21 protein-coding genes are annotated in these 17,744 nt (G+C 36.3%); 3 read left to right on the forward strand and 18 right to left on the reverse strand.

Translation table 11 applies throughout. The features are described 5' to 3' along the window. Nucleotides 1-4: 4 nt before the first annotated feature. Nucleotides 5-1,345: an ABC transporter permease gene (locus tag WG904_RS17305; protein WP_339580601.1), complete on the reverse strand. Its 1,341-nt coding sequence runs from the start codon at nucleotides 1,343-1,345 to the stop codon at nucleotides 5-7. Then, a complete protein-coding gene (locus tag WG904_RS17310) occupies nucleotides 1,338-2,246 on the reverse strand; it encodes an ABC transporter ATP-binding protein (protein ID WP_339580602.1) in 909 nt (302 codons plus the stop codon). The genes WG904_RS17305 and WG904_RS17310 overlap by 8 nt, the downstream gene beginning before the upstream one ends. Nucleotides 2,247-2,598: 352 nt before the next feature. On the opposite strand from WG904_RS17310, the gene WG904_RS17315 reads away from it, so the two are divergent. Next, entirely contained in the window at nucleotides 2,599-3,105 is a 507-nt protein-coding gene (locus WG904_RS17315) for a hypothetical protein (protein ID WP_339580603.1), read from the forward strand. Between the two features lie 52 nt (nucleotides 3,106-3,157). Here the strand turns inward: WG904_RS17315 and dnaJ are convergent, their stop codons facing one another. From dnaJ to WG904_RS17340, 5 genes are all read right to left on the reverse strand, one after another. Continuing rightward, nucleotides 3,158-4,324, reverse strand: coding sequence for a molecular chaperone DnaJ (gene dnaJ / locus WG904_RS17320; RefSeq protein WP_339580604.1), 1,167 nt, complete (start codon nucleotides 4,322-4,324; stop codon nucleotides 3,158-3,160). A 4-nt stretch (nucleotides 4,325-4,328) separates the two neighbouring features. After that, complete coding sequence (locus WG904_RS17325; protein WP_431844437.1) at nucleotides 4,329-4,895, reverse strand: nucleotide exchange factor GrpE; 567 nt, start codon at nucleotides 4,893-4,895, stop codon at nucleotides 4,329-4,331. Nucleotides 4,896-5,024: 129 nt separating this feature from the next. Further along, nucleotides 5,025-5,708: a cell division ATP-binding protein FtsE gene (locus WG904_RS17330; RefSeq protein ID WP_339580606.1), complete on the reverse strand. Its 684-nt coding sequence runs from the start codon at nucleotides 5,706-5,708 to the stop codon at nucleotides 5,025-5,027. 3 nt (nucleotides 5,709-5,711) lie between these two features. Beyond that, nucleotides 5,712-5,915 carry a fructose-6-phosphate aldolase gene (locus WG904_RS17335; RefSeq protein WP_339580607.1) on the reverse strand — a complete coding sequence of 68 codons (204 nt, stop codon included), beginning with the start codon at nucleotides 5,913-5,915 and terminating at the stop codon, nucleotides 5,712-5,714. Nucleotides 5,916-6,024: 109 nt separating this feature from the next. Further along, nucleotides 6,025-7,047, reverse strand: a complete 1,023-nt coding sequence (locus tag WG904_RS17340) for an acyl-CoA reductase (protein WP_339580608.1) — start codon at nucleotides 7,045-7,047, stop codon at nucleotides 6,025-6,027. A 77-nt stretch (nucleotides 7,048-7,124) separates the two neighbouring features. Between WG904_RS17340 and WG904_RS17345 the strand changes: the two genes are divergently transcribed. Beyond that, complete coding sequence (locus WG904_RS17345; protein ID WP_339580609.1) at nucleotides 7,125-7,475, forward strand: 4Fe-4S dicluster domain-containing protein; 351 nt, start codon at nucleotides 7,125-7,127, stop codon at nucleotides 7,473-7,475. A 19-nt stretch (nucleotides 7,476-7,494) separates the two neighbouring features. Here WG904_RS17345 and WG904_RS17350 read toward each other — a convergent pair whose 3' ends face one another. Further along, nucleotides 7,495-7,938 carry a universal stress protein gene (locus WG904_RS17350; protein WP_339580610.1) on the reverse strand — a complete coding sequence of 148 codons (444 nt, stop codon included), beginning with the start codon at nucleotides 7,936-7,938 and terminating at the stop codon, nucleotides 7,495-7,497. An 89-nt stretch (nucleotides 7,939-8,027) separates the two neighbouring features. Between WG904_RS17350 and WG904_RS17355 the strand changes: the two genes are divergently transcribed. Then, nucleotides 8,028-8,807: a C40 family peptidase gene (locus tag WG904_RS17355; protein WP_339580611.1), complete on the forward strand. Its 780-nt coding sequence runs from the start codon at nucleotides 8,028-8,030 to the stop codon at nucleotides 8,805-8,807. A gap of 1 nt (nucleotide 8,808) precedes the next feature. Here the strand turns inward: WG904_RS17355 and WG904_RS17360 are convergent, their stop codons facing one another. The 10 genes from WG904_RS17360 to hisG all read right to left on the reverse strand — a co-directional run bounded on the left by WG904_RS17360 (nucleotide 8,809) and on the right by hisG (nucleotide 17,679). After that, the gene (locus tag WG904_RS17360) at nucleotides 8,809-9,462 is read right to left on the reverse strand and encodes a YceH family protein (RefSeq protein ID WP_339580612.1); all 654 of its coding nucleotides are present in this window, start codon (nucleotides 9,460-9,462) and stop codon (nucleotides 8,809-8,811) included. A 23-nt stretch (nucleotides 9,463-9,485) separates the two neighbouring features. Then, the gene (locus WG904_RS17365) at nucleotides 9,486-10,382 is read right to left on the reverse strand and encodes a WD40 repeat domain-containing protein (protein ID WP_339580613.1); all 897 of its coding nucleotides are present in this window, start codon (nucleotides 10,380-10,382) and stop codon (nucleotides 9,486-9,488) included. Nucleotides 10,383-10,419: 37 nt separating this feature from the next. After that, entirely contained in the window at nucleotides 10,420-11,007 is a 588-nt protein-coding gene (gene hisIE / locus WG904_RS17370) for a bifunctional phosphoribosyl-AMP cyclohydrolase/phosphoribosyl-ATP diphosphatase HisIE (protein ID WP_339580614.1), read from the reverse strand. A 12-nt stretch (nucleotides 11,008-11,019) separates the two neighbouring features. Further along, nucleotides 11,020-11,775, reverse strand: a complete 756-nt coding sequence (gene hisF / locus WG904_RS17375; RefSeq protein WP_339580615.1) for an imidazole glycerol phosphate synthase subunit HisF — start codon at nucleotides 11,773-11,775, stop codon at nucleotides 11,020-11,022. 1 nt (nucleotide 11,776) lies between these two features. Beyond that, nucleotides 11,777-12,526 carry a 1-(5-phosphoribosyl)-5-[(5-phosphoribosylamino)methylideneamino]imidazole-4-carboxamide isomerase gene (hisA, locus tag WG904_RS17380; protein WP_339580616.1) on the reverse strand — a complete coding sequence of 250 codons (750 nt, stop codon included), beginning with the start codon at nucleotides 12,524-12,526 and terminating at the stop codon, nucleotides 11,777-11,779. A gap of 1 nt (nucleotide 12,527) precedes the next feature. Continuing rightward, nucleotides 12,528-13,121, reverse strand: a complete 594-nt coding sequence (hisH, locus tag WG904_RS17385) for an imidazole glycerol phosphate synthase subunit HisH (RefSeq protein WP_339580617.1) — start codon at nucleotides 13,119-13,121, stop codon at nucleotides 12,528-12,530. 110 nt (nucleotides 13,122-13,231) lie between these two features. Beyond that, the gene (gene hisB, locus WG904_RS17390) at nucleotides 13,232-14,365 is read right to left on the reverse strand and encodes a bifunctional histidinol-phosphatase/imidazoleglycerol-phosphate dehydratase HisB (protein WP_339580618.1); all 1,134 of its coding nucleotides are present in this window, start codon (nucleotides 14,363-14,365) and stop codon (nucleotides 13,232-13,234) included. After that, nucleotides 14,365-15,405, reverse strand: a complete 1,041-nt coding sequence (hisC, locus tag WG904_RS17395; protein WP_339580619.1) for a histidinol-phosphate transaminase — start codon at nucleotides 15,403-15,405, stop codon at nucleotides 14,365-14,367. Before hisC ends, hisB begins: the two co-directional genes overlap by 1 nt. A 63-nt stretch (nucleotides 15,406-15,468) precedes the next feature. Then, nucleotides 15,469-16,758 (reverse strand): histidinol dehydrogenase, encoded by a 1,290-nt coding sequence (gene hisD, locus WG904_RS17400; RefSeq protein ID WP_339580620.1) that lies wholly within the window; start codon nucleotides 16,756-16,758, stop codon nucleotides 15,469-15,471. 69 nt (nucleotides 16,759-16,827) lie between these two features. Then, nucleotides 16,828-17,679, reverse strand: coding sequence for an ATP phosphoribosyltransferase (hisG, locus tag WG904_RS17405; protein ID WP_339580621.1), 852 nt, complete (start codon nucleotides 17,677-17,679; stop codon nucleotides 16,828-16,830). Between the last annotated feature and the right edge of the window lie 65 nt (nucleotides 17,680-17,744).

The following is a 17,744-nucleotide window of genomic DNA, read 5'->3' on the forward strand; positions in this document are numbered from 1 at the left end:
TGTCCTAGGCCTTATACCTAAACCACTTAAACATTTCTTTGAACGTAGTTTTTTTGCCATACATTAAAATTCCTACACGATAAATTCGCCCAGCTACCCAAACCGTTCCGATAAAGCCGGCTACTAAAATAACCATAGATAGGGCTAATTCCCAATTGGGGACACCATAGGGCAAACGCACTACCATGGCAATTGGTGAAGTAAATGGAATCATCGATAACCAAAATGCAATTGGTCCGTACGGATCGTTCGTTACAACACTTAATGAAAGCGCATAACCCAGTAGCAGCGGCATCATTACCGGCATCATAAATTGCTGGGTTTCGGTTTCACTATCAACCGCCGAGCCGATAGCTGCATACAAGGCGCTGTAAAATAAATATCCTCCTAAGAAGAAAAATATAAATACAGTTACGATTTTTCCAATATCTAAACCTGCTAGGCTTTTTTGTATATCTGCCATCGGTCCTTGTTGCATGGAAACGGCCGAAGTACCCTGAGATAGTTGAGCGGCACCCTGACCAGCTTGCGAAACGGCTATTGATTTTTTAACATCTTCTTTGTTAACGAAAAAACTCACTGCTACAGTAGAAATCGTTAACGTAAGCACAATCCATAATATGAATTGTGTTAAGCCAACCATAGCTATGCCAATAATTTTACCCATCATCAGTTGAAAAGGTTTAACTGAAGAAATCATTACTTCGATAATGCGACTTGTTTTTTCTTCAATTACACCACGCATTACTTGAATGCCGTAAAGCATAATAAACATAAACATCAATATGCCAGCTATGAAGGCAATAATAGTGCTTGCACCAGCGCTCGAATCTTGCTCTTGACCAGTTTCAGCTATTTTTTTGGTCGAGATATCAACTGAAGTTTTTAATTGATCAAGATCGCTTTGCGCAATTCCCGACTCTTTTAACTTTTGGTTACGAATTAATTCCTCAATATCATTAGAAATTCTTCTATTTAATGATAATCCTGCTTGTTTTGCACCATAAAGCTGAATATTATTTGGCGCTTGTAAGGTAAAGTTTGGCAAATAGAGCACATAGTCAAAATCACTTTTATGGAGTGATTTTTTCATTTCTTCTAAAGATTGAGTTACATATTCGTATTGGATGTTCTTATCGGATACTAATTTTTCTTTTAGCACAGTATTTTTGCTTACTACTGCAATTTTATCATGCGTATCCTTAATTCCTTTATAGGTAAAATAACCAATTAAGCCATAAATTCCAGCAATTAATAGCGGAGTTAAAAATGTCATGATGATGAACGATTTTTTCTTAACTCTCGATAAATATTCTCTGCGTATAATGAGTAAGATTTTATTCATGATTTTGTCCTTTAACTTTGTCTATAAAAATATCGTTCATTGTTGGAATTACTTCATCTAATCTACTTATTGAAACGTATGGTAAAAGTGACGATAATGCTTCGTTAACAGTTTTCTCGGGTTTAATTTGCACCTTGATTAAGGTTTTTCCCTTAACTTCTTCCGTTTGCACTACATCGAAAATCGCATTAGTAGTTGGTTGGTAGTCGCCCTCGAATTCAATCCAATAGGTATTATTACGATAAGTACCTTTAATTTCATCCACACTTCCATCTAAAATCTTTTTCGAGTGATGGATTAATGCAATATGATCACAAAGTTCTTCAACACTTTCCATACGGTGGGTAGAAAAGATAAAAGTTGCACCTTGCTTGTTGAGTTCGAGGATTTCGTTTTTAATAGTATCGGCGTTTACTGGGTCGAAACCTGAAAAGGGCTCGTCTAAGATAATTAATTCAGGTTGATGTAATACAGTGGCCACAAATTGCACTTTTTGTTGCATTCCCTTACTTAGATCTTCCACTTTTTTGCTCCACCAATCTTTCATTTCGAGCTTTTCGAACCAGAATTTGATGCGTTTGGTAGCGTCGTCCGTGCTTAGCCCTTTTAGTTTTGAAAGATATAAGATTTGCTCACCAATTTCCATTTTCTTATACAAACCACGTTCTTCGGGCAAATAACCAATTTGAGAAATATGATTGGAATTTAACCGCTCTCCATTAAAAATTACTTCACCACTGTCTGGAGCGGTAATTTGTGTAATGATACGGATGAGTGAAGTTTTACCTGCGCCATTTGGACCTAAGAGTCCAAATATTTTCCCTCTTTCTACTTCCAGACTTACGTGGTCTAAGGCGCGATGAGATGCATATTGTTTAACTATATTTTTTACACTTAACATAAATTTCTTGTTTTCATTAGCAAAGATAAGATGTTGGACGAGGAAATTTGTTACATGAAGTGATTATGTGGAATTATCTATATACTCCTTGTCACATTTCATCCGCAAGTAACGTATTCGTTCAAGCAATGATTTGATATCGAAAAGATTAACAGTTATCGAAATGAAACCATCATGATTTTTCAAAACTCACAGGGAAATGAATAAACGGCTTAGCCCACTTCCACGCCATTGAAGATATAGTGTCGTTGAAAAATCATGATAGCTTCATCACCATTGAAAACAAACTGAGTTTACGAGTTCATTAATACAAATGAAAATCAGTAAGCCAAGTATTAATAATTTTTTACAGATGAAAAAAACCATTATTATTTTATTAGCCTTGTTTACCGTCAATTTAGCGTGTAAAAAAGAAGATATTGGCGGAGGTGGCCTGTGCGCTTGTAGTTACATTTCTTATATGGGCTTAAATTTATCGATTAAAGATGCAGCTAATCAGGATTTATTAAACCCCGCGACTTCTAATTCATTCACGGCCAATCAAATTCAATTATATAAAAAAGCTGCTAATGGGGATAAGATTGCTATAAGTTTTACCATAAGACCACCATTTAATTATCAAAATGGGAAATTCGAATATTTTCAAATCTTCTCTGATGAAATTGGAAGAATTACAAATTCAATTCATGATACCTACTATTTGAAGCTTGGCGACCACGAACCATACGTTTTAAATTTGGGAATTAACACTACGAATAAAAAAACTGATCGTTTATTGATTGATAGTAAGGAGGCACAAAAAGAGAACAACTTACCAAGCGAGTATCCGTTTAATATTTTCTACTTGATTAGACCTTAACAGATATAAAAAAACCATCCTAGGATGGCTTTTTTATCAAATTTTAATTTATTTACTCAAAGTATTCTTTCATCTTATCGAAGAAACTCTTATCATGTTTACCAGGTTGCGGCTTAAAGTTAGGCGACTCTCTTAACTTTTCTAGGATTGCTCTTTCTTCGCTATTTAATACCTTTGGTGTCCATATATTTACATGGATAATTTCATCACCACGGTGATATGAATTCACTTCTGGAATACCTTTACCTTTTAAGCGTAATAATTTTCCGCTTTGTGTACCCGGATCGATTTTAATTTTTGCCTTTCCATCTATCGTTGGTACTTCTGCACTATAGCCTAAAGCTGCATCGACTATACTTACATGTAAATCGTAAACGATGTTATTGCCTTCACGCTTTAACGTTTCGTGTGGTAATTCCTCAATCAATATAATTAAATCTCCTGGTATACCACCATTTGGAGCAGCATTTCCTTTGCCTGCCATGCTTAATTGCATACCATCACTTACACCCGCAGGAATATTAATCGTAATGGTTTCTTCGCCACGTACGCTACCCTCGCCATGGCAAGATGTACATTTTGCAGTAATTTGCTGACCGCTACCGTGACACGTTGGACAGGTTGCTGTAGTTTGCATTTGCCCTAAAATGGTATTCGTAACTCTACGAACGGCACCACTGCCTCCACAGGTGTTACAGGTGCTTACGGATGACCTATCTTTAGCGCCACTACCATCACAAGTTTTACATGTAATTTGCTTATTTACTTTAATTTTTTTCTCAGCACCATTCGCAATTTCTTCTAAGGTTAATTTTACCTTAATACGAAGATTTGAACCTTTAGTAACTCTTCTTCCACTACTGCGAGATTGCTGACCGCCAAAAAAACTGTCGAAAGGACTTCCGCCGCCACCACCAAAGATATCGCCAAATTGACTGAAAATATCTTCCATGTTCATGCCGCCGCCGCCGTAACCTCCCCCTCCACCTGCTCCGCCAACACCTGCGTGACCGTATTGATCGTACCGTTGTTTTTTCTCTGGACTGCTTAATACTTCGTAAGCTTCGGCAGCTTCCTTGAATTTATCTTCAGATGCTTTATCGCCTGGGTTTTTATCGGGGTGATATTTAATCGCTAATTTACGGTATGCTTTCTTAATCTCTTCTGCCGATGCATTTTTGGCTATGCCAAGGATGTCGTAAAAATCTCTTTTGCTCATTATATTATGCTCCAACAACTACTTTCGCAAAACGAATGACTTTATCATTTAAAGTATATCCTTTTTCGAGTTCATCAACTACTTTTCCTTTTAAATCATCGGTAGGTGCGGGTATTTTGGTGATTGCTTCGTGTATATCGGTATCAAAAGGAGTATGTAAACTTTCCATTTCTTTTAATCCTTTTTGCGTTAAAATGCTTTTTAACTTCGTTTGAACAAGCATAATCCCTTCGCGAATAGCATTTACCTCAGTTGCGTTTTCTGTGGCCTTTAGGGCACGATCAAAATCATCCAAAACCGGTAATAACGAAACCACCACGTCTTTGCCAGCAGTTTGCAACAATTCGATACGTTCTTTTTGAGTACGTCGTTTATAGTTATCGAATTCAGCAAATAAACGTAAATATTTATCGTTTAAGGTGCTGTTTTCAAGCTGTAATTTTTCTTCCGCCGATAATTCTATAGCGGGTTCGGCTATACTATTTTCGTCAGTTTGTTGATCAACTGTGTCTTGTCCTTCTAATTGCTCATCCATAATGGGCTCTTCGCTCTTTTTCTTCTTATTAAACATGTTGTATACTCGTGTTTTTCTGTTTAAACTCAAAAGTTTTGCCAATACTAAAAAATCAGCCATGCTGTCAGTTTTGAATAGAAAAAGCTGAACAGATTGACTGATTTATTGTTTTTTGTCAGAATTGACTTACACTATTTGTACATCTTCGTGCATTACACCACCTTCACATTTGATGATTCGAGAAGGGAAGGTTCTGATGATATGATAATCGTGTGTAGCCATTAAAACTGCTGTTCCGTTTTGACTAATTTGCTTAAGTAATAAAACAATTTCTTCTGAGGTTTCAGGATCTAAGTTTCCGGTAGGCTCATCAGCCAAGATTATCTCAGGATTATTTAAAAGCGCTCTTGCAATTACAACGCGTTGCTGCTCACCCCCTGAAATTTCGTGTGGCATTTTTTTAATCTTCGAACGTAACCCTACTTTATCTAAAACGTCTTTAATTCGCTCATTAATCAAATTTTGATCCGTCCAACCAGTAGCTTTTAATACAAATTCTAAGTTTTTTTCAATAGTTCTATCGCTCAATAGCTGAAAATCTTGAAAAACAATCCCCAATTTACGTCTTAAATAAGGGATTTCTTTGTCTGTTAAGTTTTTAAGGTCAAAACCAGCAACTTGCCCATTTCCATTCCCAATGTGTAAATCGCCATAAATAATTTTAAGCAAGCTACTTTTTCCCGATCCAGTTTGCCCAATTAGGAAAACAAACTCTCCCTTTAAGATATTCAAATTTACATTTGATAAAACAAGATGCTTTTGCTGAAAAACATCTACTTTTTGCAAGTTTATTACTGAGTGTTCTGCCATGTTTTAAAGATCAATTTTAGCAATTTGCCCAAAAGGCAAATCATTTATGAAATTCATAATATAGTCTTGTTTATCACCAAAACCTAATTTTTCTAAAGATTTATCAGGGCGATCTACCCTAAAATAAGCTAATAATGTAAATTTTTCATCCCTTAGCTGAACATAATCGGGTATTTTGGCAATGCCTTTAACTTTTATGATATACATTAGGTTCAAAAATAGCATTTCTAGGTGATATTTTAACATAAATAACAGTCCTTTACGTTTCTTAATGGCTTAATGTTAGTCAACTGAACTGGTAAGCAAGCAATTCTTACTACTCAATACTCATTAAAAAAGCAATCGTATTTACATCGTCAGCATAATCCCAAAGCTTGGGGTGTTGGCTTTGACCAAAACTTATTTTACCCTTTTTTAGCTTTAAATCGAGCTTGGAAACGATACATTGGATGTTTTCGCTCTCTTTTTCAATTAACTCCTCCACTTCTGCAATCAATTGGTATTCTTCATAGAACAATACCGCTAAAGGAGAGGTGAATAATGCATCTTCCTTAACCAATAAGAAACCATTATCTAAATGATTAACAGCATTAACCAAATAAATCGATTTATTATAATCATAATTGTTATTGTATTTGAAATGATTGATAATAGGTCGATATTTTTCTAAAGGCTCGAAAAAATTCTTCATCTCATAACCCTTAGGAACGTAGATTTTAGAAACGTTTCTACAACCTAGGCCAAAATAATCGAAGATATCATGTCCGAGGTTTTCAATTTCAATCGCCGTTTCATCACCACCTAATACTGCAATACTATTTCTATTTTTTCGAATGATATTGGGTACTTTTCCGAAATAATAATCGAAATATCGTGAAGAATTATTGCTTCCAGTGGCAATAATGGCATCGAATTCTTTTAATCGTTCTACATACTCAATATAATCGGTTATTGAGGGTTCAATAGTTATCAATTGTTTTATTACAGCGGGTAACAGTTTATCGTCTGATGATGACATTTTAATCATAGCAATATTGCCAGTGGCCAACACACAGATTACATCGTGAAAACCGACTAAAGGAATGTTTCCAGCCAGAATTAACCCAATTCTTTTTGGCGAGTTAGTCATCGTAATCTTGCTAAACCAATGAGTTAAATCTTCGTGGTTTAACATTTCTCCAAAAGACAATAGTGATTTTTTAACCTCTTCTGGCGTAAACCAAGCATTATGATGCTGAGCAACTTCTATAATAGCAGTTAGATCTTGGCTCGGTGTGGTCAATAATTTACCTAGCCTTTTTAAGGCATTTATTAACTTATTAGGAGTAAGTGATGACATATTTAGAACTATTATAAATGTTTTAGTGTTATATTTGCAGTGCAAAGTTAAACTTAGCAATAGATATAGACGAACACATGGCAATTAAAATAACAGACGAGTGTATTAATTGTGGAGCATGCGAACCAGAATGCCCAAATAATGCAATATATGACGCAGGTACTGCTTGGAGATTTTCTGATGGTACAAATTTAGATGGTATCATCGATTTTGGAGGAGCACAAATAGATGCAGGTGCTGCTCAAGATGCAGTTTCTGATGAGGTTTATTATATTGTTTCAGATAAATGTACTGAATGTAAAGGTTTTCACGACGAACCACAGTGTGCTGCGGTTTGTCCGGTAGATTGTTGTATTGATGATGAAGATGTTCGTGAAACTGAAGAAGAATTATTAGCTAAAAAAGCTTGGTTACATCAAGAAGGGTAGCCTAGACTCAAGTATTTAATTAATCTTTATTTGGTACAATTAGAACTGGACAAGCCGATTTTCTAGCGACGTGTTCTGCAACACTGCCCATTAAAAAATGATATAGGCCACCCCTTCCATGTGTTCCGATAACAATTAAGCCTGCTTCCCATTCTTCGGCTTGATGTACGATACCGTGACTAGCAGTGTCAATTATGGACAAATACGTTGTATGAATCCCATTACCATATTTATTTTCAATCTCTTTTAATAATAAATGGCTGTTTTCTTCACTATTATCATAGGCTTCTAAAAAAACGGGAGCTAACGTAAAATCTGGATTAACAGTTGCAGGAGTAGGTTCAATAATATTAATCAATGCCACTTCGGCATTAAATTTCGAAGCCATTTCAAAACCTACCTTAGCTGCTTTTTCGGCGCAGATACTGTTATCTACCGCAATTAAAATTTTTTTAAAGTTCATGAAACTGAGTGGTTAAGTAAATACTTAATAAAAATAACAAATTTTAAGCACAAATGTTTAGTTATAGCGGTTAATCGTTATTTTTGACTATGGATATTTATCATTTATGTAGGGTTGCTGTAGCACCGTTAAGAAAAGACCCTTCAGATCGAAGCGAAATAGTTTCTCAACTTTTATTTGGTGAACGTGTTAAACTTTTAGAGAATAAAGAAAAATGGTGTAAAGTAATTACGTTGCATGATGATTATGAGGGTTGGATGGATTATAAGCAACTTAAATTAATTACTGAGACCCAATTTTTTGATGAGCAATCCTATGTGAATTTAACTCCATTACAATTAGATAACACCCTAATCGCAAGTAATGGAACAAAGTATTATCTAACTCCAGGAAGCACTTTGCCAAATTTTAAAGATGGCTTTTGTTCTGTTGGTGATGAAAAATTCGAAGTAGTTTCTACACCTTTTATTCCAAATAAAGAAAATTTCAAAGAAAATGTTGAAAAAGCAGCAAAATTTTTTGAAAATACATCCTATTTATGGGGTGGAAGGACACTTTTTGGTATCGATTGCTCTGGATTTGTACAAACGGTGTATAAGCTAAATGGAATTCAACTTCGGCGAGATGCTTCACAACAAGCAGAACAAGGTGAGACAGTTGATTTCTTAGAAGCCGCCATTTTAGGAGATCTGGCATTTTTTGATAATGAAGAAGGGAAAATTACACATGTTGGATTGATGCTAAACAATCACGAAATTATTCACTCTGCAGGTAAGGTTCACATTGATCCCATTGATGGTCAGGGCATTTATAGTGTAGAATTAGGACGTTATACCCATAAATTGAGGATAATAAAACGGTTTTTATAAGTTAACCCATCAACTCTTTCATCAATTTATCGAAGTTTGCTTTTAATTCGGTAAGTTCCTCTTCCACTTTCGTTAAACGTTCTTCGAGTTCATTATTTGCTTTTGATGAAGGGTCGGCTAAGTAGTCTTCTTCAAATGCTTCATTATCACCTGCAAATAAATGCATGTAACGCACTTCTTTTTGCCCGGGTTTACGAGGGAGTTGCTTTACATAAGCAGGAGATTCGTTCGCTAATTTTTCTAGCGTTTGCTGTACTTCTTCTAGCGTTTCAAATTCGTATAATCTACCCGAATTGGTATTTATTTCGCCTGGGGTTTGCGGCCCACGTAAAAATAACAAACACATAATGGCTACCTCTGCAGGAATAACTGGAAATACAATGGCAAAATTATGTTTGTATTTGGTAGCTCGGATAGACCCACCCGTTGCAGTAGAAATTAATCCAGCGATTTTTAATGAATTTAAGGCCGACATAATCGTCGATTCATCGTAGTTTACAACAGGTTTTCGAGATGTTTTTTGGTTGCAGGCTGCAGCTAAGCCATTTAAGGTCATAGGGTAATAATCTGGAGTGGTTTTACATTTCTCCATTAATGCGCCTAAAACTCTAAGTTGCGCTGCATCTAAGATTGGTAAGGGTTTTGGTGTGTCCATGGGCTAAATATAATGGAATTATCTTAATCTAATGCCCAAATCATCACTTTCCGATCATCGCCAGTAGAAATCAAATATTTTCCATTAGCAGACCATACCATTTTATTAATGGAGTGCGTGTGCCCGATACCAGTTTTCTCCAAGCTTAGAATTTTATATAATTTAAAATTTTCAGCATCCCAAAGTTTAATGCTTTTATCTTGACTGCTTGTTGCAAAATAGGGCAGAGAGGGGTGAAAAAGAATACTGTATATGGTAAATAAATGTGCAGGTATGGTTTGCCTGAATTCATAAGTTGGCAGATTCCATATTTTTAACTGGGCATCCCTGCTGCCAGAGAGTAGATATTTTCCATTTGGATGATAAGCCAACGAAGTTACCGGAAAGGTATGTCCTTCTAATGATTGCGTTAAACTATAATCTGCCAAATTATAGATGCGAATAAGATGATCTTTACATCCAAAAGCAACAGTTGTTTCGTCCGGAGAAATTGCAATCGCCCTAACCGTATCGTAAGCTACTTGGAACCGGTATATTTCTTTAAAGTCTACCAACGACCAAACCGCAACTGTTCCATCTTCACCTGTGGTTAAAAATTCATTCTTAGACTTAATTATTTTAATGTCAAAAATAGGTTTCGAGTGTGCAGCAATGTGGATAATTATTTTTTGTTTCTTTAAATCATAAACACTAAAACTGCCGCTTCTTTCACCTACAAAAAGAAGATTTTGATAAGTCGCTAAGCAATAAACAGAAGTTTGGACAGGCATTTTAACTTTCACGAAAGCCATGTCATGGAGTGACCATTCGACTACACCTTTATCATTTCCTGCGCTGAAAAATAATCCTTCTTCATCCGAATTGGCTAAGGCATAAACGGGGTTTTGGTGACCAGAAAGGGTTTTTATGTGGGTTAACATTTTGCTATAACGTATTGAGGTTGTGGATGTCTCAAATCTATTTGTGTCTACTTTCCAGTTTAGTAGCGATATCCTTGATAGAAAGCCCTTTTTCTTTGAGTAAAAATAGCAAATGGAAGACTAAGTCTGCAGCTTCACCAATCAAATCTTCTTGTGTTTCGGCCAGTGCAGCAATCACAGTCTCAACGCCTTCTTCACCAACTTTTTGGGCAATTTTATTAAGCCCCTTATTGCGCATCTTATTAATATATGAGCCTTCAATAGGATTTTCGTATCTGTTGGTGATGATTTTCTCCAGCTCAAATAAGAAATTCTGATTAAAATCGGTATTAAAACAACTCCTACTACCGGTGTGACAGGTAGGTCCGACAGGATTTGCTTTAATTAAAACCGTGTCTTTATCGCAATCGATATGAATGGAATTAACCGACAAAAAATTGCCACTTTCTTCACCTTTTGTCCACAAGCGATTTTTTGACCGTGAAAAGAAAGTAACTTTCCCTTCTTTTTGAGTTTTTTCGAATGCTTCGGCATTCATATAACCTAACATCAAAACCTCTAAGGTTTGGCTGTCTTGTACTACAACAGGAACTAAACCATCACTTTTATCAAAATCTATCTTCATTTTATTTTTATCTTACATTCTTACCGGAATTCCATTCCTTCTCAACTCTTGTTTCAACTCAGGTATCAAAATCTCTCCGTAATGAAAAACCGAAGCCGCCAAGGCTGCATCTACTCCAGCAGTTTGAAAAATATCGGTAAAGTGTTCTATTTTTCCCGCTCCGCCTGATGCGATGAGAGGGATATTGATTATTTTATTGATTTTGGCTAATAAATTACAGTCGAAGCCCTGTTTGGTACCATCATGATCCATCGAAGTTAATAAGATTTCGCCCGCACCTAAATTTTCTGCTTTTTTAATCCAACTTTCAGTTTCCAATTCGGTTATTAGCCTTCCGCCATTTAGGTGTACGATATTTTTTCCATTAATGTACTTGGTATCAACAGCTAAAACTACAAACTGAACTCCAAATGTTTTGGCTAAATCTTCAATGAGTTGTGGGTTTTTTACTGCTGCCGAGTTAATACTGATTTTATCTGCACCCGCACTTAATAAGGCATCAGCATCAGCGATTTCAGTTATGCCGCCGCCGATAGTAAAGGGGATATTTAACTGGCGAGCAACCGCTTTAACCATTTCAATCATCGTTTTACGTCGCTCGTGTGTGGCAGTGATGTCTAAAAAAACAAGTTCATCAGCACCTTGCGCAGCATATTGGGCAGCTAGTTCAACCGGATCACCTGCATCACGCAAATCGACAAAGTTTACACCTTTTACGGTACGTCCGTCTTTTACATCAAGACAAGGTATTATTCGTTTAGAAAGCATACTATAGGCTGGTCATTGCCTTTAAATTCCACTCTTTAATCTCTTCGATAGATATTAAATTTTCATAAATAGCTTTGCCCACAACAACACTTCTAATATCTAGTTTAGCAAGATCCTTAATATCTTTCATTGAGCTTACCCCTCCAGAAGCAATAAGTTTAATAAAAGGAGAATGATCTAATAATTTTTTATAAAGATCAATTGCAGCGCCTTCTAGCTTGCCATCTTTGTTAATATCCGTACATAAAAAGCGGAAAAAACCCAATTGCAAACAGCGGTCTACATAATCCATTAATTTAATTGGCGAACTTTCCATCCAGCCCGAATATTTAATAACCTCATCAAGGACGTCGATTGCAATTACAATTCTATTGGCATAATCGTCTTTTTTTACAAAAGCCTTACTCAAGGAAGGCAAAAAATCAGGATTGCTAATGGCTTGAGTGCCTACAATCACCCGGTGAATGCCCGAATCAAGTAAATTTGTGACTTGTTCAATTGTTCTAATGCCACCGCCATATTGCACGCGCATCTCCGTTTTTTTGATAATACTGAACAACGTTTTTTGGTTACTAAAATCTCCTTTTGCGCCGTTCAAATCAATAATGTGAATAAAATCAGTACCGTTAGATTGGTAGCGTTCGATCATTTCTTCGATCGACACATCATATTCAGTTTTTTGGTTATAGTCGCCCTCACGTAAACGAACTACTTTACCATCTAAAATATCAATTGCAGGAATTATGTACATTTTATAAACTTAGGTTTGAAAAATTTTTCAATAAACGCTCTCCCGCTTCGCCAGATTTCTCTGGGTGAAACTGAACGCCATAGAAGTTATCTTTTTGTATGGCAGCAGAAAACCTGTTTCCATAATTAACAGCTGCAATATCAAAAATAGGGTTATATTCAATAAAATAAGAATGCACAAAGTAAAATTGTGTTCCTTGAGCAACACCCTCAAACAATGAATTGTTTTTAAAATCGATCGTATTCCATCCTATATGAGGAATTTTAATGGATAAATCCTTTTTGAAGAGCTTGGTTTTTAGTGGAAAAATAGTTAAAAGATTGGCATTTCCCTCTTCAGAATGTTCGGTTAGCAATTGCATGCCCACGCAAATCCCCAAAACCGGTTTTTTTAAAGCTTTTATAGCATTTACCAAGCCCGTTTCTCGTAGTTTTTGCATCGCTGCACCGGCATGGCCAACTCCTGGAATAATAATATGACTATATAATTCCAAATCAGCCTCAGTATTTACCATTCCAAAGCTAATGTTTTGCCTTTCTAAAGCCGCAGTTAACGAAAAAATATTTCCAGCACCGTAATTGATGATTCCTATCATAATTTCTTTTTTAGTCGCATGGTTTAATGTTGAAAAGCTGTAACGTTTTGGATTCATAACCGGTGTTCCCTAAACATCCAGAACATTCCAACCTTAAACATTTCAACCTCTTATAAAACCCCTTTTGTACTCGGTAAAACTAATTTTTCGGCGTCTCGTTTAACCGCCATTTTGATTGCTTTTGCAAATGCTTTGAAAATAGCTTCTATTTTATGATGTTCATTTTCCCCTTCTGCTTTGATGTTAAGGTTGCACTTGGCGGCATCGCTAAACGATTTAAAGAAGTGATAAAACATTTCTGTTGGCATATCGCCCACTTTTTCGCGCTTAAATTCAGCTTCCCAAACGATCCAATTTCGACCTCCAAAATCTATGGCAACTTGTGCCAAACAATCGTCCATTGGTAAACAAAAACCATATCTTTCGATACCTAATTTGTTACCTAAAGCCTTTGCAAAGGTTTCTCCTAAGGCAATTCCTGTATCTTCAATGGTATGATGTTCATCAATATGTAAATCTCCATTTGCCAATAGGTTTAAATTCATGCTTCCATGTCTGGCAATTTGATCTAACATATGATCGAAGAAGTTTATACCTGTTTTTATAGTTGCCTGGCCAGTTCCATCTAAATCGAGATTAATCGTAATATCCGTTTCGTTTGTTTTACGTTGGTGATATACTTGTCGTGCCCCAGCACGTAAAAACGTATAAATATCTTCCCAATTTCTGGTTTCTAGAGCGATTACATCGGCTAAGGCTTCAACTTTGCCCATACCTTCGTTAGCGCCTAAAGCATCGTTCTGGCGTAAGAAAATTGCCTTTGCGCCTAAATTTTTCGCTAAAAGCACATCGTTTAACCGATCGCCAATTACAAAAGAATTAGCAAGATCATATCCTTCGCCAAGGTATTTGGTTAATAAACCTGTGTTTGGTTTGCGTGTAGGGGCATTATCTTTCGCAAAGGTTCGATCAATCACAATTTCGCTAAATATAACCCCTTCATTGGCAAAAGTATCAACCATGAAATTGTGAACGGGCCAAAAATTTTCTTCGGGGTTAGCTGCTGTTCCTAAACCATCTTGATTCGTTACCATTACCAACTCGAAATCGAGTTCTTTCGCTATTTTAGAAAGATAATACAGCGATCGTGGATAAAATGTAAGCTTAGCAAAACTATCTACTTGTTCATCATCGGGTTCGATGTTTAAGGTGCCATCTCGATCTATAAAAAGAACGGTCTTCATTATAGTTGGTTTAAAATAGTTATCAATTGGTTATTTTCTTCGATAGTACCTATCGTTATACGTAAACATCCCTCACAAAGTGCAACTTTTGAACGATCTCGAACGATAATGCCCTTCTCTACTAAAGTATTATATGTGCCCAAAGCATCGCTTACTTCTACTAATATAAAATTAGCATCTGATGGGTAAACTTTTTTAACTATGGCGAGATTTGCCAATTTATTGCTTAATCGTTCTCTTTCAGTAACAATTGTTTTAATCCATTCATTTACTTGTTTAATGTTTGCCAAGGCAGCTAAAGCCAAATCTTGTGTGGCTTGATTAATGTTATAAGGAGGCTTTACCTTATTTAGTATATCAATTACGGGAACAGACGAGAAAGCCATACCTAAACGGAGTGCAGCTAATCCCCAAGCCTTTGAGAAGGTTTGAAGCACCACCAAATTTGCATATTCAGTTAACTCCTGAATAAATGTCTTTTGTTTAGCGAAATTGATATAGGCCTCATCGATCACTACCAGGCCTTTAAAGTTGGCTAATATAGTTTCTATATCTGTTCTGTTAATTGAATTGCCTGTAGGGTTGTTTGGCGAACAAATGAAAATCATTTTGGTATGTGCATCAATAGTTTCGGCAATTTTTTCTAAATCCAATTGAAAATTAGGTAGTAAATCTACCTTTCTAATTTCGATATCATTAATGTTTGCTGAAACTTCGTACATTCCATAGGTGGGAGGTAAGATAATTACATTGTCTTTGCCCGGATTACAGAATGCCCGAAACAGGAGGTCGATCGCCTCATCGCTTCCATTGCCTAAGAAGGTGTTTTCGATGGGTACACCTTTAATTTTGCTAATCGCATCCTTCAAGTCTAATTGTAGCGGGTCGGGATAACGGTTGTAATTGGCGGGAAGTGGCGAACCGAAATTATTCTCGTTTGCATCTAAAAAAACGCTCGCTTGCCCTTTAAACTCATCTCTTGCGGTAGAGTAGGGCTTTAATGTTTTTATGTTTTCTCGTTGTAAGGCTTTAATGTCCATTGCTGGTTTTTTGGTTTTTTCGATGTTTGGTTTTTTTGGGGGTGTACCCCATTGTCAAATTCACTAATCAGCTAATTTCCTAATTCTTATGCTAACTGCATTTCTATGCGCTTCTAACCCTTCCGCACTAGCCAGTACCTCAACCGTAGGGCCAATGTTTTTTAAGCCAGTAGCTGATAAATATTGAAAAGTAATCTTCTTTAAAAATGTATCTACCGATACGCCTGAAAAAGCTTTCGCAAAACCACTTGTTGGTAGGGTATGATTGGTGCCAGAGGCATAATCGCCAACACTTTCTGGAGTTAAATTCCCTAGAAACACAGATCCAGCATTAATTATAGTAGAAATTAAAGGCTCGAAATTGTCGGTAGCTAAAATTAAATGTTCAGGTGCGTAACGATTACTAAAATCCATTGCTTCTGATAAGGATTCTGCAAAAACCACATAAGAATTATCGATTGCTTTTGATGCAATTTCTTTACGAGGTAATTTGTTTAACTGTTGTTCAATTTCCTTTAAAGTTTCCGAAATTATTTTTTTATCATTACTTACAAGTATAGCTTGGCTATCGGATCCATGCTCGGCTTGTGCCAACAGATCGGCAGCTACAAAAGCTGGGTTAGCGGTTTGGTCGGCGATAATTAAAACCTCTGAAGGGCCGGCGGGCATGTCGATCGCAACGGTATTTTGAACTTGCTTTTTTGCTTCGGTAACATAGCGGTTTCCGGGGCCAAATATCTTATCTACTTTTGGAATGCTTTCGGTTCCATAAGCCATCGCGCCCACGGCTTGCGCGCCACCGGTAAGGTAAATTTTTTTGATGTTCAGCAAGGTAGCGACATACGCAATATAGCAGTTTATTTTACCATCACCTTGTGGAGGAGAACAGACAATAATTTCTTTACATCCGGCAATTTTTGCAGGAATGCCAAGCATCAAAAAAGTGCTTGGTAAAACTGCCGTTCCGCCAGGAATATATAACCCAACTTTTTCGATTGCCCTTGCTTCTCGCCAACAAGTTACACCTGCCATGGTCTCTATTTTTGCTTCGGTTCTTAATTGTGCTTCGTGAAATTTGTAAATATTTTGATAGGCAATATCAATGGCACTTTTTACTTCTTTTGGAATTTGATTGGCCAACTCTACCAACTGTTCATGACCAATAAATAAAGAGGTTAATTTAACATTATCAAATTGTGCTGCGTAGGAGAGAAGTGCAGAATCGCCTTCACTTTTTACCTTAAAAAGGATGGTTTCTACCCTCGAAAAAATCAAACTATCATCTTCCGCTTTGCGTGAACACAAGAGGTTAATTTTTTCTTTACTTAAATCTTTTAAATTATAGATTTTCAATTTATTATGTTTTTGATTTAACTATTAGTTAATGTATATTTTAATGATTTATTGGCGCTTTCAGTTAAATTAAGTGATGATTTTTTCAATTGGCATTACTACAATACCTTGTGCACCAGCTGCTTTTAGACTGTTTATTTTTTCCCAGAAATCTTGCTCTGCAATAACCGAATGAACGGCTACCCAACCCTCTTCAAACAAAGGTACTATGGTAGGACTTTTTACGCCTGGTAATAAATCGACCACTGCTTGAAGCTTGCTTTTTTCTACATTAAGTACAACATATTTGGTGGCTTTAGCGCGAAGTACAGATTGTATCCTTTGCATCAATTCTAAGATTTCCGGATTGCTTTCCATGCCTTTGCTGCAGATTAACACAGCCTCCGAATCCATCACATTTTTAAATGGTTTTAGGCCATTACTTTTTAGGGTTCCACCTGTAGAAACGATGTCGAAAATAGCATCACTTAACCCTAAACCTGGGCCAATTTCTACCGAGCCAGAGATATTTCTAATCTGTGCATCAACATTGTTTTCGGATAAATATTTTTGTAAAATTACAGGGTAGGAAGTAGCAATTGCTTTGCCATTTAATTCAGCTAATTTGGTAATTGTACTGTTAGTTTGAACCGCAATTTTTAGGGTGCATTTTCCAAATCCTAAAGGCTGCAAATACGACACGTCGGCGCCCGCTTCGATGATTACATTTTCGCCGACTATACCTAAATCGGCAATGCCATCTTGAACATATTCTGGAATATCATCGTCTCTCAGGAATAGGATTTCTAAGGGGAAATTAGTAACCGTTGATATTAATGAGCTTTTGTAGTTCTCGAATGATAAGCCACAATTTTTTAGAATTTCTACTGATTTTTCGTTTAACCTACCCGATTTCTGGATAGCGATTTTAAGTGTTTTCACTTGTTATAAAATTAGGAATAAGAATATTGAGTCTGTTTTAAAAATCGTTTTGCGTACAAAACATT

The sequence above is a fragment of the Pedobacter anseongensis genome (assembly GCF_037482965.1).
GTDB classification, from domain to species: domain Bacteria; phylum Bacteroidota; class Bacteroidia; order Sphingobacteriales; family Sphingobacteriaceae; genus Pedobacter; species Pedobacter anseongensis.